The 21,119-nt window shown below is 34.0% G+C and carries 15 protein-coding genes; 9 read left to right on the top strand and 6 right to left on the bottom strand.

From position 1 onward, the window contains the following. The first annotated feature begins 156 nt into the window (after positions 1–156). The 7 genes from PUH65_RS08075 (at position 157) to PUH65_RS08045 (ending at position 9,573) form a co-directional block, all read left to right on the top strand. Positions 157–3,642: a DUF2723 domain-containing protein gene (locus PUH65_RS08075; protein WP_305519423.1), complete on the top strand. Its 3,486-nt coding sequence runs from the start codon at positions 157–159 to the stop codon at positions 3,640–3,642. A 33-nt stretch (positions 3,643–3,675) separates the two neighbouring features. Continuing rightward, positions 3,676–4,665 carry an adenosine deaminase gene (locus PUH65_RS08070; RefSeq protein ID WP_305519422.1) on the top strand — a complete coding sequence of 330 codons (990 nt, stop codon included), beginning with the start codon at positions 3,676–3,678 and terminating at the stop codon, positions 4,663–4,665. A 10-nt stretch (positions 4,666–4,675) separates the two neighbouring features. Then, complete coding sequence (locus PUH65_RS08065; protein WP_305519421.1) at positions 4,676–5,206, top strand: DUF1697 domain-containing protein; 531 nt, start codon at positions 4,676–4,678, stop codon at positions 5,204–5,206. 123 nt (positions 5,207–5,329) lie between these two features. Continuing rightward, entirely contained in the window at positions 5,330–6,139 is an 810-nt protein-coding gene (kdsA, locus tag PUH65_RS08060; protein ID WP_305519419.1) for a 3-deoxy-8-phosphooctulonate synthase, read from the top strand. A 34-nt stretch (positions 6,140–6,173) separates the two neighbouring features. Beyond that, positions 6,174–8,603 (top strand): TonB-dependent siderophore receptor, encoded by a 2,430-nt coding sequence (locus PUH65_RS08055; protein ID WP_305519417.1) that lies wholly within the window; start codon positions 6,174–6,176, stop codon positions 8,601–8,603. A 165-nt stretch (positions 8,604–8,768) separates the two neighbouring features. Then, positions 8,769–9,143 carry a hypothetical protein gene (locus PUH65_RS08050; protein ID WP_305519416.1) on the top strand — a complete coding sequence of 125 codons (375 nt, stop codon included), beginning with the start codon at positions 8,769–8,771 and terminating at the stop codon, positions 9,141–9,143. Positions 9,144–9,396: 253 nt separating this feature from the next. Beyond that, positions 9,397–9,573 carry a hypothetical protein gene (locus tag PUH65_RS08045; RefSeq protein WP_305519415.1) on the top strand — a complete coding sequence of 59 codons (177 nt, stop codon included), beginning with the start codon at positions 9,397–9,399 and terminating at the stop codon, positions 9,571–9,573. Between the two features lie 167 nt (positions 9,574–9,740). On the opposite strand, the gene PUH65_RS08040 is transcribed toward PUH65_RS08045, so the two are convergent. Together PUH65_RS08040 and PUH65_RS14920 are read right to left on the bottom strand one after the other, a co-directional pair. Further along, the gene (locus tag PUH65_RS08040) at positions 9,741–10,544 is read right to left on the bottom strand and encodes a T9SS type A sorting domain-containing protein (RefSeq protein ID WP_305519414.1); all 804 of its coding nucleotides are present in this window, start codon (positions 10,542–10,544) and stop codon (positions 9,741–9,743) included. 44 nt (positions 10,545–10,588) lie between these two features. Further along, positions 10,589–10,762: a phage tail protein gene (locus PUH65_RS14920; RefSeq protein WP_370692028.1), complete on the bottom strand. Its 174-nt coding sequence runs from the start codon at positions 10,760–10,762 to the stop codon at positions 10,589–10,591. 508 nt (positions 10,763–11,270) lie between these two features. Between PUH65_RS14920 and dnaE the strand changes: the two genes are divergently transcribed. Together dnaE and PUH65_RS08025 are read left to right on the top strand one after the other, a co-directional pair. Next, positions 11,271–15,920, top strand: a complete 4,650-nt coding sequence (gene dnaE / locus PUH65_RS08030; protein ID WP_305519413.1) for a DNA polymerase III subunit alpha — start codon at positions 11,271–11,273, stop codon at positions 15,918–15,920. A gap of 353 nt (positions 15,921–16,273) precedes the next feature. After that, positions 16,274–16,933 carry a response regulator transcription factor gene (locus PUH65_RS08025; RefSeq protein WP_305519412.1) on the top strand — a complete coding sequence of 220 codons (660 nt, stop codon included), beginning with the start codon at positions 16,274–16,276 and terminating at the stop codon, positions 16,931–16,933. A 99-nt stretch (positions 16,934–17,032) separates the two neighbouring features. Here the strand turns inward: PUH65_RS08025 and PUH65_RS08020 are convergent, their stop codons facing one another. From PUH65_RS08020 to PUH65_RS08005, 4 genes are read right to left on the bottom strand one after another with little or no spacing between them, the layout of a single operon-like run. Next, positions 17,033–18,544, bottom strand: coding sequence for a carboxypeptidase-like regulatory domain-containing protein (locus PUH65_RS08020; RefSeq protein WP_305519411.1), 1,512 nt, complete (start codon positions 18,542–18,544; stop codon positions 17,033–17,035). Beyond that, positions 18,541–19,941, bottom strand: coding sequence for a CsgG/HfaB family protein (locus PUH65_RS08015; protein ID WP_305519410.1), 1,401 nt, complete (start codon positions 19,939–19,941; stop codon positions 18,541–18,543). Before PUH65_RS08015 ends, PUH65_RS08020 begins: the two co-directional genes overlap by 4 nt. A gap of 12 nt (positions 19,942–19,953) precedes the next feature. Continuing rightward, on the bottom strand, positions 19,954–20,349 hold the full coding sequence (locus tag PUH65_RS08010; RefSeq protein WP_305519409.1) for a curli production assembly/transport component CsgF: 396 nt from the start codon (positions 20,347–20,349) through the stop codon (positions 19,954–19,956). A gap of 15 nt (positions 20,350–20,364) precedes the next feature. After that, positions 20,365–21,102, bottom strand: a complete 738-nt coding sequence (locus tag PUH65_RS08005; RefSeq protein WP_305519408.1) for a CsgE family curli-type amyloid fiber assembly protein — start codon at positions 21,100–21,102, stop codon at positions 20,365–20,367. Positions 21,103–21,119 lie beyond the last annotated feature (17 nt).

The raw sequence follows: 21,119 nt of genomic DNA, 5'->3' as shown, positions 1-21,119 counted from the left end.
ACGAAGGTAGTATTAAAATTGATGAGATATGTCATCCTAATAATTTATTTTTCAGCGGAATGCTACTAGACAAAAACCAAGCCATTTGTTTAAATTTTGTTAAAAGCAACAGATAATAAGTTAAAAACCTTATTTTCGCATCATTGAAAATTTTATATGAAAAATTGGGCTTTTAAACAGTGGAATACCGTATTAGGATGGGTGGTATTCGTCATTGCATTTTTTACTTATTTATCAACGATTGAACCGAATTTTAGTTTTTGGGATTGTGGAGAATATATTTCTTCCGCTGTAAAATTAGAGGTTACTCACGCTCCTGGAGCGGCTCTTTTCCAATTAATTGGTGCAGTTGCAGCGATATTCGCTTTTGGAAATGGAGAGAATTATTCAGTGGTTATCAATGGAATGTCGGCTTTATTCAGCGCATTTACAATATTGTTCCTTTTCTGGACCATTACGCATCTTGTAAGAAGATTGCTTCACAAAGATTTCACTGACATTACGAAACATCAGGAAATTTCAATTCTGTTCGCTGGAGTAATTGGTGCTTTATGTTTTACATTTTCAGATACCTTTTGGTTTTCTGCGGTGGAAGGAGAAGTTTATTCAATGGCATCAATGTTCATCGCACTTTTGTTGTGGTTGATTACCAAATGGGAAAATGAATATCTTGAGAACGATAACGAGCGATGGATTATTTTATTATTCTTTGTTACCGGGTTATCAATCGGTGTTCACATGATGGGAATGCTTGCAATTCCTGCTGTTTGCTTTATTTATTATGCGCGTAATTATGAGTTCTCGTGGAAGAGTTTCCTTTGGGCAAATGTCATTACTTTAGGAATTCTGGCGATTGTATTTAAAGGAATCTTCCCTTTAATAATGACGCTTTTTGGAAAAATGGAAGTCTTTGCCGTAAACGGAATTGGTCTCCCTTTCCACTCGGGAACGATCATCGCATTTATCATATTAATTTCAATTTGTTATTTCGCACTTAAATATGCCCGAAAAAGCAAAAAAAGTCTTAACCAAACCATCGTACTTTCTGTAGTTTATATGATGATTGGTTTTTCTTGCTGGATGGTGATTCCGATTCGTGCCACCGCAAATCCACCAATGAACTTAAACAATCCAGATAACGCAATCGGGATGTTGGATTATTATAACCGTGAACAGTACGGTGACTGGCCAACTTCTTATGGTCAAAACTATACGGCAACTCTTGATGCTAAAGGAATTCAAAAAAACGAAGACGGAAGCTATAAAACAACAAAAACCGGTGATGTATATGAAAAAGATGAAAAAACCGGGACTTATTTAAAAGTGGGAGAACGTTTTAATTACGTTTACAGTAAAGAACATGTAAGTATTTTGCCACGAATGTTTAATGACGATAAAGCGGTCATGGAAAACTATATTTCAATGTATGGTGCTCCCGATTTTACCTTTAATTATGATAACGCAGATGTTGCTGAAAGTCAGGAAGCACATCAGATTTTTGATGATCTAAGAAAAAAATACGAAGAGGGAAGCATTAAAGCCGCAGATTATTTACAGGTAAAACCTTATGACCTAATCAATGTTCAAAGACCGTCTTTAGCACAAAATTTAGATTACTTCTTCACCTTCCAGAATGGATATTATTTTGTAAGATATCTCATGTGGAACTTTGTTGGAAGACAAAATGACCTGGAAGGAAATATGGAAAACAATCGAGGAAACTGGATTTCTGGGATTTCATTTATTGATAATGCAATGTATGGCGACCAAAGTAAAATGCCTGCAAAATTCAAAAATGAAAGTACTGTTGGCTTTTTCTTCTTGCCTTTAATTTTAGGTTTAATAGGTTTCTTTTTCCAACTTAATCGCGATTTTGGTAGATTCTACGCAATTTTATCCTTATTTATTATAACGAGTGTCGGGATTATTTTTTACACCGGAGTGAAACCATTTGAAGTTCGGGAAAGAGATTACGCAATGGTTGGTTCCTTCTATGCTTTTGCAATTTGGATTGGACTAGGCGCCGGCGCAATTCTTTGGTATTTGCAGGACAAGATAAAATCGAATGCTTTAAATATTGGAGCGGGAGTTGTGCTCCTAGGTATTCCTTTAATGATGGGCTTTCAGAATTATAATGTTCACGATAGAAGTGGACGTTATGCGGCTTATGATTACGCTTATTCAACTTTAAAATCTTTACCCCAAAATGATATCCTTTTTGTTTATGGTGATAATGATACGTACCCGATTTGGGGAATGCAGGAAACTTCTGGCCTTCGGGATGATGTAAAAGTAGTGAATTTTACTTTGCTTTCAACGCCTTGGAATATCGACCAGGTGAAGAGACGAACCTATAATTCGATGCCTGTTCCTTCAACTTTTGTTCATGAAGATTACCGAGATGGGACCAATGACCAAATCTTTATCATGAGTAAAAAAGACTGGGAAAATATCTTTGCGAATCTGAAAGATCAAGGTGCTCCAGAAACAACATTTTCTGAATTTAGAAAATATTTGACTCAAGATTCTATGACGATGAAAGAAGCCGTCAACTTTATTAAAATGAAATCTGAAAATAAAGATGAAATTTTAAAAATGATTTTCGGAGAAGCGAAATTTGAGAAATTTAATTTCTTACCTGTTTCTAAATTTATTTTACCAGTTAACAAACAGAATGCTTTAAAATCAGGAACCATAGAACAAAAAGATTTGGCGCAGACTGTTGATCATATTACCATTGACTATAAGAAAAACAGCATGTTCAAAAATAATTTATTATTGATGGATATTCTTGCAAACTTCGATTGGAAGAGACCGATTAATTTCTCTTCAGGTGGAGTTTATGATCCCGAGAATCTTTTCTTTTTAGGAGATTATCTTCAGTATGATGGATTCAGTTACCGATTGGTGCCGATTGAAACCAAAGAACGTGAAGATGGAGAAATGGGTAGAGTAGATGCCAACTCTCTTTACAATATTGTTAAAAATTATAAATGGGGGAATTTCAAAGATTTGAAAGTTCATTTTGATGAAACCTGTACCCAGAATATCGTGAGTTATAGAAGTTCAGCGAGTCGTGCTGCAGAGGCATTATCATTATCTGGACAAAAAGCAAAAGCAGTTGAAGTATTGGATTTAGCATCTCGTGAAATTCCAGTTTCAAAATACAATGATCCACGCTCATTAAGTTCTATGGTTTACGGATATATTGTGGCTGGACAAGAACAGAAAGGTTTGAAACTTGCCGAAGAATTGAAGAAAGGAATCTTTGAAGAATACGATTATTACAATAGTTTATCACCAAAAGAACAGCGTTTTGTGGGCAGACAAATGCGAACCAAACCAATGGAATATTCTCTAATTGTTGGTGCCGTTTCAGATGCTTATACGAAAGTTGGGCAAAAAGCCAAAGGGTATGATTATCTTGTAAAATCACTCGAGCCAATTGACAAAAAATTCAATGGTTTCATTAAAGATTTGCAAATAATGGGTAAAGAAAAAGCATTTAACGAAGCAGAAAAAGTTCAAAAAATCACGCCATTTTATACGTATTTGTTCGAAATCATGGAACCTTATGATTCTACGTATGCCAAGGAAAAAGAGGCGCAAATAACTTCTGCGATTATGAAAGCAACACAATAGTTTTCTACCACACCAACTAAAAATATTTTCAAAATGACAGTATCAGAATATATTAAAAAAGTTCCAAAAGCAGAATTACACCTTCACATCGAAGGAAGTTTCGAACCGGAATTAATGTTTGAAATCGCGCAAAGAAATAAGATAGAAATTCCTTACGCAAGTATTGAAGATGTAAAAAAAGCATATCAGTTCGGCAACTTACAGGATTTCCTGGACATCTATTATGCCGGAGCAAATGTGCTTATCCATGAACAGGATTTTTATGATTTAACAATGGCTTATTTTAATCAATGTGCCAAGGAAAATGTTGTTCATACAGAGATCATGTTCGATCCGCAAACGCATACCAAAAGAGGCGTAGAATTTTCTACCGTTATTAATGGAATCCAGCGTGCGAGGGAAGATGCTGAAAAGCAATTCGGAATTTCTTCTTTATTAATCATGAGTTATCTTCGTCATTTATCGGAAGAAGACGCGTTCGAAACTTTGTCACAATCACTTCCATACAAACATCTTATAAAAGCAGTTGGCTTAGATTCTTCCGAAAGAGGAAATCCACCTTCAAAATTTCAGAAAGTTTTTGAAGCATCCATAAAAGAAGGCTATATTCCCGTTGCACATGCAGGTGAAGAAGGTCCGGCTGAATATATTTATGAAGCCTTGGATTTATTAAAAATTGCCAGAATTGACCACGGAAATAATTGTTTAACTGATCCTAAATTAGTTGAAAGACTGGTTGAAGAAAAAATTGGTTTAACGGTTTGTCCGCTTTCGAATACGGCACTTCGAAATGTTGATCATATCGATCATCATCCGATTAAAAAGATGTTGGATTTAGGTTTAAAAGTAACGGTGAATTCTGATGACCCTGCCTATTTCGGTGGATATGTTACCCAAAATTATCTGGCTTGCATCGAGGCTTTAGATTTATCATTAGAAGATGTAAAACAATTGGTTCGCAATTCTTTTGAGTATTCTTTCTTGTCTGATGAAATGAAAGAAAAGTTTATCGCTCAAGTTTAAATTTTTACAATTGAAATATTGCGCTTTTCTTCGCGGAGTAAATGTCAACGGAACTTCCATGAAAATGGCAGAAGTTTCTAAAGTGTTTACAAATGCTGGAATGCAAGAAGTTTCCTCCGTTTTAGTCACAGGAAATATTCTATTTTCTTCTGATAAAAATCGTTCTGAATTAAAAGTAATTTTAGAAAATGCACTTTCAGAATATTTTAATTACGAAGCGTTTCTTTTCCTTAAAACTGAAAAAGAAGTTGTTGATATTTTTAATAAAAATCCGTTTACAAAATCGGAAGATTTGCACATTTACGTTTTTGTTGGAATAGAAAATATTGAGAATTTACTTTTAGATGAATTCAATAATTCTCTAAAATCCGAAAATGAAAAAGGAGCCATTATCAATCAAACTTTTTACTGGCAAGTTGCTAAAGGAAATACTTTAGATTCAAACTTCGGAAAAGTTTTAGGAAAAAAGTCTTTGAAAGAAAAAATGACTTCGCGAAATATAAATACGATTGAAAAAACAGTAAAGAAGTTTAATTCTTAACAATTTTATTAAAACGGGCTTTCAGTCCGTTTTTTTATGGATTTTTTTAAACGCTTTGAACATAATTGAACGATTTATTCCCCAAAAAAATCCGTATTTTTGTAATTAAATCAAACATTAAAAATGATTCAATACTTAGACAACATCCACCACAAAAATTCTAAAAACTTCTTCCTCATTGCAGGTCCATGTATTATCGAAGGCGAAGAAATGGCTTTAAATATTGCCGATAAAATTGTGGAAATGACCAATAAATACGAAATTCCATACATCTTCAAAGGAAGTTTTAAAAAAGCAAATCGCAGTAGAGTAGATTCTTTTACCACTATTGGCGAAGAAAAATCTCTGAAAATTCTTAGAAAAGTAGGAGAGACTTTCAACATTCCAACTACGACAGATATTCATGAAAATGAACATGCTGCTTTGGCTGCTCAATATGTTGATGTTTTACAAATCCCGGCATTTTTAGTTCGTCAAACAGATTTATTAATTGCTGCTGCAAAAACAGGAAAATGTGTGAGTTTAAAAAAAGGACAATTTCTTTCTCCCGAATCAATGCAGTTTGCAGTTCAGAAAGTGAATGATTCCGGAAATCCAAAAACGGCAATTATCGAAAGAGGAAATTCTTTTGGATATACGGATTTGGTCGTTGATTTCCGTGGAATTCCAACGATGAGAAATTACGCTCCGGTGATTTTAGATGTTACGCATTCTTTGCAACAACCGAATCAAAGTTCCGGCGTAACTGGTGGAAGACCAGAATTAATTGAAACCATTGCCAAAGCAGGAATCGCAGTTGGCGCAGACGGACTTTTCATCGAAACACATCCCGATCCAAGTGTTGCACTTTCTGATGGTGCCAATATGCTTCGCTTGGATAAACTGGAAGAATTACTTCAGAAATTAACACGCGTACGGGAAGCGATTCTGTAATATTTTATTATCTTTAAAATCTAAATTTTTTACCTTGAAGAAAATTCTATTTCTCCTTTCTGTGATGCCGTATTTTGCGTATTCGCAAATCAATCTGAAAGTTTTGGATGAAGATGGCAAACCAGTTTCAGAAGCCACTGTTTCTTATAATAATCAAAGTTTTACCACGGATGTTAACGGTTTTGTAAAGATTCCGATTGCAGATTCTGATCAGTCTTTATTCGTTCAGAAATCCAGTTTCACAGGTTTTAATAAAAATATCAAACCGAATCCGAAAGTTCAGAACGTAAATGTTTTGTTTGTAAAATCGGAACGGGAAACGGAAATTGAAGAAGTAGTATTTCAGAAAAAAGGAAAACCAAAAGTAACCGACTTAACTTCGATGGAGATTTCTGCCAAAGAAGCACAGCAAGTCGCTTCACTTTCTGGTGGTGTAGAAGGACTTTTGAAAACTTTACCCTCTGTAAATTCAAATGCAGAACTTTCTTCGCAATACATGGTAAGAGGTGGAAACTACGATGAAAACCTTATCTACATTAATGATATTGAAATTTACCGTCCGTTTTTAATTAGAAACTCTTTGCAGGAAGGTTTGAGTATTATTAATCCGGATATGGTGCAATCCATCAATTTTTCTGCCGGTGGTTTTGAAGCGAAGTATGGCGATAAAATGTCTTCTTCTTTAAATATTTATTACCGGCAACCGACGAAATTTGAACTTTCAGGTGAAGCGAGTTTAATTGGTGGAAGACTTTCTACCGGTTTTGCTTCAAAGGATAAAAAATTATCGGCAATGATTTCTGGTCGTTACCGAAATACCAATTTGGTTTTAAATACTTTGAATGAAGACACTGATTTCAATCCGCAATACATGGATTTCCAAACCTATATCAATTATAAATTGAATGAGAAATGGGCATTTTCATTTATCGGATATTGGAGTAAAAACGATTACGAAATGGTTCCGAAAGTGAAAGAAGTTGAGTTCGGAACTTTGCAATCACCTTTGAAATTAAGCGTTTTCTACAATGGTAAAGAAGACGACAAATATAAAAATATGATGGGCACGGCTTCCATTAATTTTAAGCCAAATAAAAAATGGGCTTTCACTTTAGATAATTTTGCTTACCAAAACCGTGAGCGGGAATACTACTCAATCGCTTCTGCTTATATGTTGCAGACTTTTGATCCTGTAACCGGAGCGCCAGTTGCGTCGTACGATGTTGGTGGTCAAATCGATCACGCCAGAAATGACTTATTGGTAAAAACATACGGTGCACAATTTAAAACAAGATTCTCACCAGACGTCAATACCGATTTTGAAGTTGGCGTAAAATTCGAAAAAGAAAATTTAAGAGACTTTACGAATGAATGGCAACTGGTTGATTCATTGGGTTACAGCACTCCCCGAAATTATGTCGATCTAGGAACTTTGGATCCCTCCCAACTTCGTTTGCGTTACAGTATTTCTGGCGCGAATCATATTGAACCAACAAGAATTTCTGCATATGCGCAATATTCGAAAAAATTCTATTGGGGGGACAACCGTGTTTTTATAAATGCGGGAATTCGCGCGGCACATTGGGATTTCAATGATGAAACGATTATTTCGCCACGTGCTCAAGTTGCAATTAAACCAAACTGGGATATGGATATGTTGTTCAAAGTTTCTGGTGGAGTTTATTACCAGGCGCCTTTCTATAAAGAGATTAAGGATGTTGATGGGAACTTTAATCCAGACATCAAATCACAGCGTTCAATGCAGATTATTTTGGCGAATGATTATGAATTTAAAATGGCCGAACGACCGTTTAAGTTGACGACAGAATTGTACTATAAGAAAATGGATTATTTGATTCCTTATTATTTAGATAATGTGAGAATTCGATATTCAGGTGAAAATAATTCCGAAGGTTACGCGTATGGAATTGATACCAGATTATTTGGAGAATTTGTACCAGGAGTTGATTCGTGGATTTCTGCAAGTTATGCCCGGGTTTATGAAAATATCGACAATCAAGGTTATATTCCAAGACCTACAGATCCGCGTTTTAGATTCTCTATGTTCTATCAAGATTACATGCCGAAGTTTCCGTCAATGAGAGTAAACTTAACTTTGGTTTACGCAAACGGACTTCCATCTGGAACACCGATTTCTTTAGATGAATTTGGCAAACCAGATTTCGAAGCACCTTACAAATACCAAAGAACTTTGCCTTCTTATAAAAGAGTTGACATTGGTTTATCTAAAGTTTTCATCGATCAAAAAGACAATAAAGTAAACGGAGGTTTCTGGGGAAATTTTAGAGAATTGACATTAGGTGTTCAGATTTTCAATGCATTTAATATCAGTAATACCGTTGCGAATCAATGGGTAAATGATGTGAACACAGGTTATAATTATCCGGTTCCTGTGCGATTGACGGGGAGATTTTTTAATGTGAAACTGGAGTTTAAATTGTAAAACTTTAGAGCCAAGTTGAAGAAATTTTTAATCACTAAATCTCATTCTTTTAAAATAATTGAATCCCGAAAATATGTTTTTTTTTCGGGATTTGAATTTAAATAAATACTACCGTTTCGAAAGGATTCGTGCGGGAGTGGTGAACAAAATAAGAAACGTATTTAAATGGATGATAATTATAATATTGAACTTGATAAATCCAGTAAAAAACCTATAATTATTGTCGGATTACTATTTGGCTTAATAGTGTTTTTTATTTTTTTTTATTTGAGTTATAACTCAAATGATTTAACTGAAGAGCAATTATTGAAAATTAATAAACACACAAAGGTTATTGATATTTATGTTAATAAAAATGAGCATAATTTCATTTATGTAAAATACTCAAATGGTATTACTGAAGGTTTGGATGATCCTTATCAAATTGGGGATTCCATCTCAAAGAATAGAGGAGACTCGATTGAGTATATTTTTAGAGGAAATCATATTATACAGAACAATTTATTTGAAGTGGCGAGAAAGGAAAGTATGATGAAATGACGGACTGAGGTTATAAATTAATTAAGAAAAACTTATATATTTGTTTAAATAGAAGTCTTTTGGATTTCAATATTATCAATACAATTGAAATTTATAGATTCTACTCGTAAAAAATTAATAAATTAAAAATATGATAACCACACGAAAGGATTCGTGCGGGAAGGGTTATTTTTAATATTGAATCTAATCGAAAGAATCTCACACCATATATAAGCGATACGTTGAGTTCCAAGAAATACTTATAATTAAAAATATGAATGCATTTCATTACGCCTTTAAAGTGAAAGATATTAAATCGACCAGAAGATTTTATGTCGATATTTTGGAATTTGAGGAAGGAACATCAACAGAAAGCTGGATTGATTTCAATTTTTTGGCAATCAATTATCTGCGCATATTAGTACTAGTTTGCACTTTGAACGAATTCTGATATCGAGGACTTGTAATCTGTGCTCTACCTTTTACAAATCAAACAAGAAACCCACCGCAATTGCAGTGGGTTTATTTATTAAATTCTAAAGAAACATTCTCCCAGAGTTACTAGAAAATTTGTAAATCGCAGCAGGAGAATTTAATTATAAATCGTAATCTCGGGAATTATTTTATAATTACTTTTTTAGAAATAACGCCTTGGTCAGTTTTAATTTTTAAAAGGTACATTCCTGTTTTCCATCCTTTGGTTGAAATAACTGCAGTGGTAGAGATATCATAATTCTTGTCTAATAATAATTTACCAGAAGCATCATAAACCCCAATGGTCGCTTTTTTCTCTGACGTTTTATTGCTGATGTTGATTGTGTTATCTAGGGAATTCGTGTAAATATTGATGCCTGTAGACAATCCTATGTTCTGCGTTCCCATGCCACTTGTAACGTTTATGGTAACATCATCTAAAGCAACATTATGACTGTGCCCAGCAGTTTTTGCACTATAAAACCGAATGGAATGTGATCCGGCTGCTAAGTTTCCTAAAGAAACAGTCTTTTCTTGATATGTTGTAAAAATGTTTGTACTACTTTCTAATGCGTAAACTTCTGTTCCATCGATTTCAACTTTGAAAATATCGGTGGCATCGCGAAATGGAATTACCCAGTAGAATTTCAATTCCGCAGTACCTGCTGTCGCTACGTTGAAAGTCTGTTTTAATGTTCCAATTTCTGCTGCACTCACCCCTCCAAACCACGAGTAGTAGGATCCCGTTCTTGGGACCATCGGCCCACCGCCAGTACCACAGTCCGCAATATTACACCATGTTGTTCCAAAATTACTGGAAGTAGAGATCCAATCCCCATTATTTGCCGCACCTGATGTTTCCATCGATGTATCTGTCAAAACTTGTACTTGACAAGTAACTGTGCCCATCAATAAACAGGCGACTAAAGAAAGTAATGATTTTTTCATATTAAATTGTTTTATTAAATATAAATTTATAAATAAATTATTGATTATCTTATGTTATTCTCTTTTATTTTATAGTGAAAGTTAGAACCTGAAGTTTGTGCACCATCATCAACGATGCTTTGACCCTGCATATTCGGTAGTCCAAATGTAGTTTGCCCATCTCCTCCATAATTAGTTCCTAAAAGGGAAAAAAGTGCAGAATTCTGTGAAATAGACAATAATTGACCATCACATGCAGCCCACCATTTGGAACAAAAGTATAAGGAACAAAAGCAATTTGTCCTAGAAATGGTGTTTAAGTTTGTGCATAAATTCGAATGCTAAAAATGGAAAAAGCCACAGTAGTAATGAGTAATATTTTTTTCATGGGATAAAGTTTTAGACAAAATTATAAATTAGATATAAATTATATTTATAAAAAACTTTTTAAATGTTACATAAATAATCACATAATTTACATTATGTGATTGAAATAAAAATACTTTTAAGCTTGATTATATATAGTTTTTAACATTAGAATTAAAATATTAATTTTATTATAATTGAAAAATTCACTATTTATGGATTTAAGAACAGTTTTTTAATAAAATGATTTAGTTCCTAATAATCTGAGTTGAATATTTAAAAAAATATTTTTTTTCTGTTGAAACTGTTTTTCGTTTTTCTAATTTTCCAACTTTTTTTTAAAGAAATTTAATGCTAATTTTACCAAAATTCCGCTGAAAAATGTACTTAATCTTCGATACTGAAACTACAGGTCTTCCTAAAAACTTTAACGCTCCGATAACTGATTCCGACAACTGGCCGAGAATGGTACAGATTGCTTGGCAATTGCACGACAAAGAAGGGAACTTGCTTGAAAATCAGGATTATATCATTAAACCAGAAGGGTATGATATTCCATTTTCCTCCCAAAGAATCCATGGAATTTCTACAAAAATGGCGACTGAGGAAGGTCGTGATTTGAATGAAGTTTTATTAGAATTTAAAGAGGTTTTAAAGAAGTCAGAAGTTATTGTTGGGCATAATATTATTTTCGATTATAATATTGTTGGTGCCGAGTTTTTCCGCAAAGAAATTGAAAATAATTTGCAGACAATTCCTTCTGCAGATACCATGAAACTAGGGACGGATTTTTGTCAGTTAGGCGGTGGAAAAAGCGGAAGATATAAGTCGCCGAAACTTACTGAACTTTACGAAAAGTTGTACAACGAAAAATTTGACGAAGCTCATAATGCTGCAGCCGATGTAAATGCAACGGCACAAGTATTTTTCGAAATGGTGAGGATTGGTATTGTTCCTGCCGAAACACTTAAGCTTACTCCTGCAGAATTACAACATTATATCAACCATCATCCGGGTTCAATTGCTCCTTTTCCGATTGTAATCAGAAGACAGGTTGCAGATTCTAAAAAGAAAAAGAAAAAATCTTTTACCAATACCGATGAAATTGGTAATTATTTTAATTTCCATAATCACAGTATTTACTCGTCTCTTCAGGCATCCTCACATATTCACGAACTGATTAAAAAAGCCTTGGACAACAATTTCCCAGCCGTAGGAATCGTGGATTTGGGAAATATGATGGGTGCTTTTAAATTCGTTTCAGAAGTGGAAAAGACCAATGGAAATATTAAAAAAACCTATCAGGAATATTTAGATAAAAAACAAAAAGCCGAAGACGAGGGACTTTCATTTGATGAAACTGAACCTCGCAAAGATCCTTTGATTCCAATTATCGGATGTGAATTTTATATTTCAGACCGACCAGATCAGAAGCAATTTACCAAAGATGATCCCGACCGTAGAACAAATGTGGTTCTATTGGCGAAAAATTATAATGGTTATAAAAACCTTGTAAAACTTTCCAGTTTGGGCTTTGTGAATGGTTTTTACTTTGGAGTTCCCCGGATTTCTAAAAAGATGATTGCCGAATACAAAGAAGATTTAATCGCCGTAACTGCTGGAACCAATGGTGATATTCCGAACGCGATTCTGGAATTTGGAGAGCAAAAAGGAGAAGATGTTTTTCAATGGTGGAAAACAACTTTTAATAATGATTTTTATGTTCAACTTCAAAATCACGAAATCGAAGAAGAACATTATTTGAATGATGTTTTATTAAGTTTCGCTGAAAAATATGAAGTTAAAATTTTAGCTCAAAACGAAACCTTCTACACTGAAAAATCGGAAGCGCATATTCAAGATATTTTATATTGTATTAAAGATGGTGAGAAATTGTCTTCGCCTGTAGGAAAGGGTTTTGGTAAAAGAAGAGGTTTGCCTTCTCACGAGTTTTACATTAAAAACACTGAAGAACTTAAGCAGAGTTTCCGGGAGTTTCCAGATGCTTTTGAAGCGTACGACGAGTTTGTAGCCAAGTTCGAACCTTACACTTTAAAGCACGATGTTTTGCTGCCAGAGTTTGGTATTCCTGATGAGTTTTTGAATGATGAAGATAAATTAGATGGTGGAAAACGGGGTGAAAACGCTTACTTAAGACATCTAACTTATAAAGGTGCTGAAAAAAGATATGGAGAAATCACTGATGAAATTAGAGAACGTCTTGATTTCGAATTAGAGGTTATTGCGAAAACCGGTTATCCAGGTTACTTTTTGATTGTGCAGGATTTCTGTAATGAAGCCAGAAAAATGGGCGTTTGGGTTGGTCCGGGTCGTGGTTCAGCCGCAGGTTCTGCCGTTGCTTATTGTACCGGAATTACAAATGTTGATCCTATTAAATATGATTTGCTATTTGAGCGTTTCCTAAATCCAGAAAGGGTTTCGATGCCCGACATCGATATTGATTTTGATGATGAAGGTCGTGATAAAATCATTAAATGGGTGGTCGAGAAATATGGTAAAGCCAATGTTGCTCAAATTATTACCTACTCCGTTTTAGGCGGAAAATCTGCCATAAAAGATGCAGGAAGAGTTTTGGATCTTCCGATTTTTGATACCAATAATATTGCGAAATTAATTCCGGCCGTTCCAGGAATGAATATTGCGAAAGCATTTGCAAAATTTGATAAATTATCTCCGGAAGATAAAGCCCTGGCGCAGGAAATGAAAGATATTTTGGCGAATCCAAAAGATGATCGTTATGAAGTTCTTTCTGCTGCTCAGAAAATGGAAGGTTGTATTCGAAACACTGGAATCCATGCGTGTGGAGTAATCATCACGCCAGAAGATATTTCGAACTTAGTTCCCATTACCATTGCTTCAAAAGATGCCGATATTTTGGTGTCGCAATTTGATAATTCCGTGGCGGAAAATGCAGGTTTGCTGAAGATGGATTTCTTGGGTTTGCGAACTTTAACCATCATTAAACACGCCATTAAACTCATTAAAGAAAAACACGGAGTTGACATTAATCCAGATGAAATTCCATTGGATGATGCCAAAACATATCAGTTATTTAAAGAGGGAAGAACGGTGGGGATTTTCCAGTATGAAAGTCCAGGAATGCAGAAATACATGCGCGAACTAAAACCGACAGAATTTGCGGATTTGATTGCAATGAACGCACTTTATAGACCAGGACCGATTAAATATATTCCTCTTTTTATCAATCGAAAGAATGGAGTCGAGGAAACTGTTTATGATTTAGAAGAAACCGAAGAGTTTTTAGGGGAAACTTATGGAATCACAGTCTACCAGGAGCAAGTAATGTTGCTTTCTCAAAAACTCGCCAACTTTACAAAAGGTGAAGCCGATACTTTGCGTAAAGCGATGGGTAAAAAGCAAAGAGATGTTCTGGATAAAATGTACCCCAAATTCTTAGAAGGTGGAAAATCAAACAACCTTGATGAAACCAAATTAAACAAAATCTGGAAAGACTGGGAAGCTTTTGCGGAATATGCATTCAACAAATCTCACTCGACTTGTTATGCTTTGATTGCGTATCAAACTGCTTATTTAAAAGCAAACTATCCGGCAGAATATATGGCGAGTGTAATGTCGAATAACATTAACAATACCAAGCAAATCACTTTGTTTATGGAGGATTGTAAAAGTATTGGTGTTGATGTTTTAGGTCCGGATGTGAATGAATCTCAATATGCTTTTTCGGTGAATGAAAAAGGGCAAGTTCGTTTTGGATTAGGCGCTATTAAAGGGATTGGTGAAGGGCCAAGTGAAGCGATTGTTGCCGCCAGAAAAGACGAACGCTATAAAAACATCTACGATTTCTTTGAGAAAGTTCCGTCTTCGCAAATGAACAAAAGAGTTGCGGAAAGTTTGGTAATTGCTGGTGCTTTTGATGAAGTAGACCGTTATCATCGTGCGCAATATTTTGATATTGATGCTTCTGGGAAAACCAATATAGAAAGGTTGTTGCGTTATGGCTACAGTTTTCAGGACAGTAAAAATGAAATCGAAAATTCATTATTTGCAGATTTTGCGGATGAAGTTCAGATCGAACAACCGAAAATTAATCCTGCTCCAGAATGGCAAAATATGCACAAACTCAACAAGGAAAAAGAAATTATCGGTTTCTATCTTTCTGCGCATCCTTTAGATGAGTATAAATATCAGTTTCAGTTTATACAAGGTGCTTTGAGTAAGAAAGAAATTCTGGAAGGTAAGAAAGATGAAACTTTGGAGTTAGAAAAAGTGATATTACCGATTGAAGTTTCAGAAGTTGAAGATTTAGACGAAGATTTGGTCGATCTTCCACAAGATATTTTAGAAGATGAAGAGGATGCTTTGGTTGAAGAACCAGCGAAAATTGTTGAGCCACGAGGAACTTTTAATTTCCTTAATTTAGATGAAATTGAAGACTTTAAAAATACCGTTTTTGCAAATCAACAAACAGACTTGTTTAATAATGACAAATTAAGTTGGAAAGAAAAGCAAGCATTGAAGAATAATTCGCCAGAATATATGGTCGCGGGATTGATTACTGAGTACACGGTAAAAGATGGAATGAATAGCGGGGAAAAGGTCGCCTTTCTAATGCTAGAAGATTACAGTGGAAGTTATTCTTTCCGATTGGGTGATCGTGATTACATGAAATTACGCGATAGAATTGATGTTCAAAGGTTTGTGATTTTTAAAATTAAATTCTCACAATCTAAGGACGGTCGGGTTTTCGTCAATGTTTCTGATGTGATTGATCTGAAGGAAGCATTTGAAAAATTTGCAAAGAAAATGACCATTGTAGTCGATATTAACGATTTAAGAAAAAGTGATCTTGAGTTTTTTAGAAATCAGTTTGATGAACATAAAGGCGAGCAAAAACTTAATTTCTTTATTAAAAATCCGGAAGATGAAAGTCAAATAGAACTCATGAGCATGCAAACTATGATTAGGGTTAATGGGGAACTGTTGGAGATATTTAATGAAACACAGAAATACCAAATTTTCCTGAATTAATGTATAGGTAGAATTAGTAAATTATTACTTTTAAAATAAAGACAAACTCAAAAGGTTTGTCTTTTTATTTTAGAATAATAAATATAAGTTGCTGATTAATAGTATTATTTTAAATTCTAAATTTGTAAAATTCTCATTTTTTATCATAAAAAGTGCATAATTATTATTCATATTAACATAAGTATTAAATTAAGATACTAAAATACGCTTTAAATTATTACTTTCATAAACATTAAATGATTTGATAATAGATAACGTAATATTAAATCGTAATAGGTTATTAAAACTCATTATAATTATTAAATAAATGTTATATTATTAAAATAAGTTGTAAATTTGGTAAAACTAAAATCATGGAAACTAAAATTGTCCTTTATGATCACCAAAGATTGTATTTGGATTGTATGACGTACTTTCTAAATCACAATAGTGTAACGAAGAAATTAAAAATTGAAATTTTTAATTCCTTTGAAGATATTGAAAAATCGATACTTACCGATAATACGCTGCTCATCATTAATTCTACAGGTTTAAGTTGCATTGATGTGAACGCTCAGATTGAAAATTTTCTGAAATTAAATCCAAGTTTAAAGATTATCATTCATTCCACGAATACAGAAGTGCGAAATATTAAAAAGTTTTTCGACAAGGGAGTAAGAGGATATCTGGGAAGTAATACCGATAGTTCTGAATTTTCTGAAGCGATTAAACAGGTTATTGATGGGAAGATATTTGTTAATTATGATGTTAAAAATGAACTTCTAAATTCCATCTGTGGGGTAGAGAATGAGAGCGACAAAAAAACAGGTGCTTTCGAAGATTTAACGGTGAGAGAAAAAGATGTTTTATTATTAATTTGTGACGGTTTGCGTTCCCGTGAAATCGCAGAAAAATTATTTATTAGTTCCCATACAGTCGACTCACACCGAAGAAATATGATGTTAAAATTTAATGTTAACAGTTCCGCTAAACTGGTTAAATTCGCTATGGAAAATAAATTAATTGTTTACTGATTGCAATCAATTTTATCCTATTAAAAAAAGCAGATCCAAAAGATCTGCTTTATTGTTTATATTTGATTTGAAATTTAAAGGGTTACAAGCATAAATATTTTATTCCCAATCTGGCATTTCTGCTGTGTTGAATAATAATCTTCTTGGATAGCCAGTCCCTTCAGCCGTCAATGTTATTTTGTAGATATTTTTTTCAGAAATTCCGTCATTAGATGTATTCATGAAAATGATCTCAGCGTCATTAGGGGAAAATCTAGGATCTAAATCATTTGAACCTAAAATCTTTTCGCTTAAAGAAGAAAGATCTACTGTGGTATTAGTTGTTAAATTATATAACAAAATTCGGGAATCAAGTTGACGGTGATTTGCACTTTCGTATCCTGAAATATCTCTTGTATAAAGAAGTTGATTACCAGTAACTGAAAAGTTTAATCCACCAGCAGCGCCAGATTGACCAGTTAAAACCGTAGTCAGTATATTTCCTAAAGGATCGATTACAAATATTTTAGCATTGTATCCGTTTACATCATTTGTTTTTAAAGCTATTTTTGATCCATCATTACTCCAGTCACATTCGGTAATAAAATTTCCGTCGGTTGTGGTATAAACTAAAGTTAACCCGCTACCATCTTTATTGATTTTATATAACTTATTAAAACTGGGATATAAAAGTTCACTTCCGTTCGTGCTCCAACTGAAATCTAAATCTTCATAATTATATCCCAGTACCGCTTGCGTTGTAGTTACTTGCCTCAAATCTGAACCATCTTTTTTGGTGGTGAAAATTTGGGTGTTGCCGGAAACAGTTCTCAAGAAAGCAATTAAGCCAGCTTCGTTATTCAACTTAGGCCTCCAACTGTTTACTGAATTTGGAGTCAATTGAAAATTCTCCCCAGTTTCTGTGCTGGAAACGATATAATAATTAGAACCAGATTTTCTTACGTAATGGAATCTGTTATTGGGAGTAGCTGAAACTTTAAACTGGCGAATCTCACTGTAAACGGGAGTATTCACAGTGTCATCTGCAACAACTTGCCAGAAGTAAGTAACTCCAAAAATTAAATTATCTAAAAAATAAGATTTAGTTTTAATATTTTCTTTTTCAAAGACAATATTGTTCAAACTGTTTTTGACAATAATTTTAAATTTCAATTTCAATGAATCTCCTTTATCTGGATCGGTACAGTTCCACGTTAAATTCACAGAAGTTGGTAAATCAACTGCCTGATCCACTGGAGTTAATAATAAAGGAATAGGAGGAGGTGAGTTTAATGAATCATCATCTGATAATTCAAAAATGACACTCACTGATTGTCCTGTTTTTAAATTCACACCCTGAAAAGTTGAAAGATATCCAGTGAGTTCTGCTTTTAAAGAATAATCTCCAATTGGTATATTTTCCAGTTTAAATGTTCCGTCTGCTGAGGTGAAAATAGTTTGAGTTGTTGGAGACGTAAAGATTTTAACATTAGGAATTGGCGTATTGGTCCCTTTCTGAACAACTTTTCCTGTAATCGTTCCTGTCGTAACTTTCCCTACCAAATCCTCCCTGCAGGAAATGCAGAAGAGAAATAGGAGAGATCCGAATAAAGAATATAATAGAGTTTTCATGGTTTTGTTTTTTTTGATTGCAGTTTTTTCGCCTGATTGAAATAGTAATTGATTCCAACACCAATATGAAATGCTTGATCTTTTCTTTTACCGTTGGCAAATTCGTCCCAAGTATCATCAAATCCCATATCATATTGAGCGTTGAGTCTAAGAGCAAGATTGTTTCCCAGCAAATATTCTAAGCCACCGCCAAATTGATATTTTAAAAAATTCTTCCCATTATACATTGATCCCAGACCAGCGTAAGCATAAGGGGAAAAACTAAATTTTGGCAATAGAAGATATTCAAGATTAACATCGGTATACATAAAATTATTTTTAACGATGTCTTTGTTTTCTAATGTTTCGAAACCGACACTCACTTCGGCATTGATATGATCATTTAAAAAGTATTTGAATGCGACCCTTCCTCCTACATTCATTTTAGCATCAGTATAATCACCCTTAATTATATCACCGTTAACCATTGCCAATACAGATGCTCGGGAACGTTCTTTATCATTAAACTTATTACCGACCAATTGATAGGTGTTTTGTTCTTGCTCCGCATGATATTTCTGAAGAAGATCTTTCATTTCTTTTTCATGAACTTTTTCTATACGGAATGTTCCGTCTTCAATGCTTTCTAAAATTAAAGTGTAAACGGCTTTTTCGATTGCCTGAGTAACCGCTAAACTTACGGGTTCATTTTGGGTAAACCCCATTTCCGCTTCTAGGATTCGTTCGGTATCGATGTATCGAAAGAAACTTCCATTAACGCTAGTTGAAAGAATATTCTTGGAGGTGTAAATGGTTTTAAGAATTTCACCAGTCATGCTAGAAACTACTCGCAAGTAAACCGTAACCCGATCCTGCCGGTACTGAGTTCCACCTCCGACACCAAAGTATCTTGCACCAATTCCGCCTGTCATTACATTTGAATCGTAAGAAACGATTCCCCCTTCTAAAAGGATTCCGGCGTAGAGTAGTGGTGGCAACTGATCACTTATCACTGTTTTTCCATCACTTGCAACTTCATATTCTTTTCTGGTAGATCTAATAATTTGTCTTTCATTTAAAAGGTTTCCAATATTTTCCCTTTCAATAGGGCGAAACCATTTTGAATCTTCTAAAGCTTTTAGTAAAATAGAAGTGGTTCCTTGAGGGATTGCAGTGCTCCAGTTACTCCCATTTTCCGCCATTTTATATTGACCGGTTTGGTCTTTAAATTTATAAACTCCAATGACTATTTTTTCTTCGGGAGCAGGTAATTCTTTTAGTTGTTTGGTATAAGGAGTCATCTCTCCCAAGGTGGACTTATCTCCTTCGGCGGGTAGGTTCATCATCGTACCACAACTATTTATCATACCTAAGGAAATGAACAGGAGTAAAATTTTGATTGTTAATAAATTTTTCATGATATTAATTCTTTAGTTCGGGATTATGATCTCTGATTGTTCACCTGTGGATGTATTTAAAATTCTTACTATTAAACCTTTGTCAGACTGTGTAACTTGTACGTACATAGAACCGAAAGTGTAATTCCCCGGTTTTAAATTTCCATCTCCGAACTGGTCTCCGAAGAGTTTTTGGGAGAGTTGACTTAATAACTGTCTATTGAGGCTTTCAGTAAAACTGTCCAGAGAACTTAAAGAATCATAAAGTGAGGTATCGCCTTTAAATTGATTCTGTGAAGCAGCTGAACTTAAAAGCCATTGGTAGTTGAAAGTATCACCCCCAAAGGCTGGATTTATTGGTTTATAAACGAACTGTTGTGCGCCTATAAAACTCATTCCCAAGATTAAATATAAAATAAGTGTTTTCATAGGAATATTTTTGTGTTAATAAATAAAACCTTTATCATTTACCTGGCGATCATGATCATATGCGATAAGACCTGCAATAGTCTCTTGAACTGCACCGTCTAGATAGTCATCGTCTGGCCGGGCCATAAAGGCGAGAATATTTTCATCGTTTGCAAAAACTTGGAGCATCATATTGGTTCCTGTTGTAGGAAATTCTGCAATTCGAACTCTAAATCCAAATTTGATATCATTCAGCATTAAAACAGAATAAAGTTTTCTGTAGAATTCATCACCAATTCTTGTTTTAGAGTCATTAATGATCAAATTTGTCATCATTATATTTTCTTCATTTGTTGTTTTCTCATAAGAGACCGCATTTTTCATATTTTTGGAATTCATCTCTAAACTATCCTTAGCAATGACTTTTCCTGTTTTTTCATCTTTAATAAACAGATAAACTTTCAGTGCATCATCTTTGTTCACATTAATAGAAATTTCCGAAAGAACTTTTGTTTCTTTCGGAAGCAGGGTAAATTTATTTTCTTGTTTTGAAGAAGACATATTTTTTGATTTGTCTTTTTTGACTGCAAGAAAGATATAATTTAGTGACTGGAAAACTTCACTTTCATTCTGAGCAATTGCTTTAAGATTAAATACTCCTTCAACATCATGAGTTTCAATTTTTGCACCTACTTTATTGGAGTCCTGTGCATTAGTATTAATTCCTATGAAAAAGAGGAAAATAAGACTGATGCGTTTACTAATATTTTTCATCCTTTTAATTTTTTTTA

Source organism: Kaistella sp. SH40-3 (assembly GCF_030686865.1).
In the GTDB taxonomy this organism is placed as follows: Bacteria; Bacteroidota; Bacteroidia; order Flavobacteriales; family Weeksellaceae; genus Kaistella.
Note: the sequence above shows the minus strand (reverse complement) of the source record. Positions and strands in the feature narration are given on the sequence as shown.

Excerpts from the sequence above, each read along its gene's own strand:
- PUH65_RS08075 (WP_305519423.1), top strand. The coding sequence starts at position 157 with ATGAAAAATTGGGCTTTTAAACAGTGGAATACCGTATTAGGATGGGTG.
- PUH65_RS08070 (WP_305519422.1), top strand. The coding sequence starts at position 3,676 with ATGACAGTATCAGAATATATTAAAAAAGTTCCAAAAGCAGAATTACAC.
- kdsA (WP_305519419.1), top strand. The coding sequence starts at position 5,330 with ATGATTCAATACTTAGACAACATCCACCACAAAAATTCTAAAAACTTC.
- PUH65_RS08050 (WP_305519416.1), top strand. The coding sequence starts at position 8,769 with ATGGATGATAATTATAATATTGAACTTGATAAATCCAGTAAAAAACCT.
- PUH65_RS08045 (WP_305519415.1), top strand. The coding sequence starts at position 9,397 with ATGAATGCATTTCATTACGCCTTTAAAGTGAAAGATATTAAATCGACC.
- PUH65_RS08040 (WP_305519414.1), bottom strand. The coding sequence starts at position 10,544 with ATGAAAAAATCATTACTTTCTTTAGTCGCCTGTTTATTGATGGGCACA.
- dnaE (WP_305519413.1), top strand. The coding sequence starts at position 11,271 with ATGTACTTAATCTTCGATACTGAAACTACAGGTCTTCCTAAAAACTTT.
- PUH65_RS08025 (WP_305519412.1), top strand. The coding sequence starts at position 16,274 with ATGGAAACTAAAATTGTCCTTTATGATCACCAAAGATTGTATTTGGAT.
- PUH65_RS08020 (WP_305519411.1), bottom strand. The coding sequence starts at position 18,544 with ATGAAAACTCTATTATATTCTTTATTCGGATCTCTCCTATTTCTCTTC.
- PUH65_RS08015 (WP_305519410.1), bottom strand. The coding sequence starts at position 19,941 with ATGAAAAATTTATTAACAATCAAAATTTTACTCCTGTTCATTTCCTTA.
- PUH65_RS08010 (WP_305519409.1), bottom strand. The coding sequence starts at position 20,349 with ATGAAAACACTTATTTTATATTTAATCTTGGGAATGAGTTTTATAGGC.
- PUH65_RS08005 (WP_305519408.1), bottom strand. The coding sequence starts at position 21,102 with ATGAAAAATATTAGTAAACGCATCAGTCTTATTTTCCTCTTTTTCATA.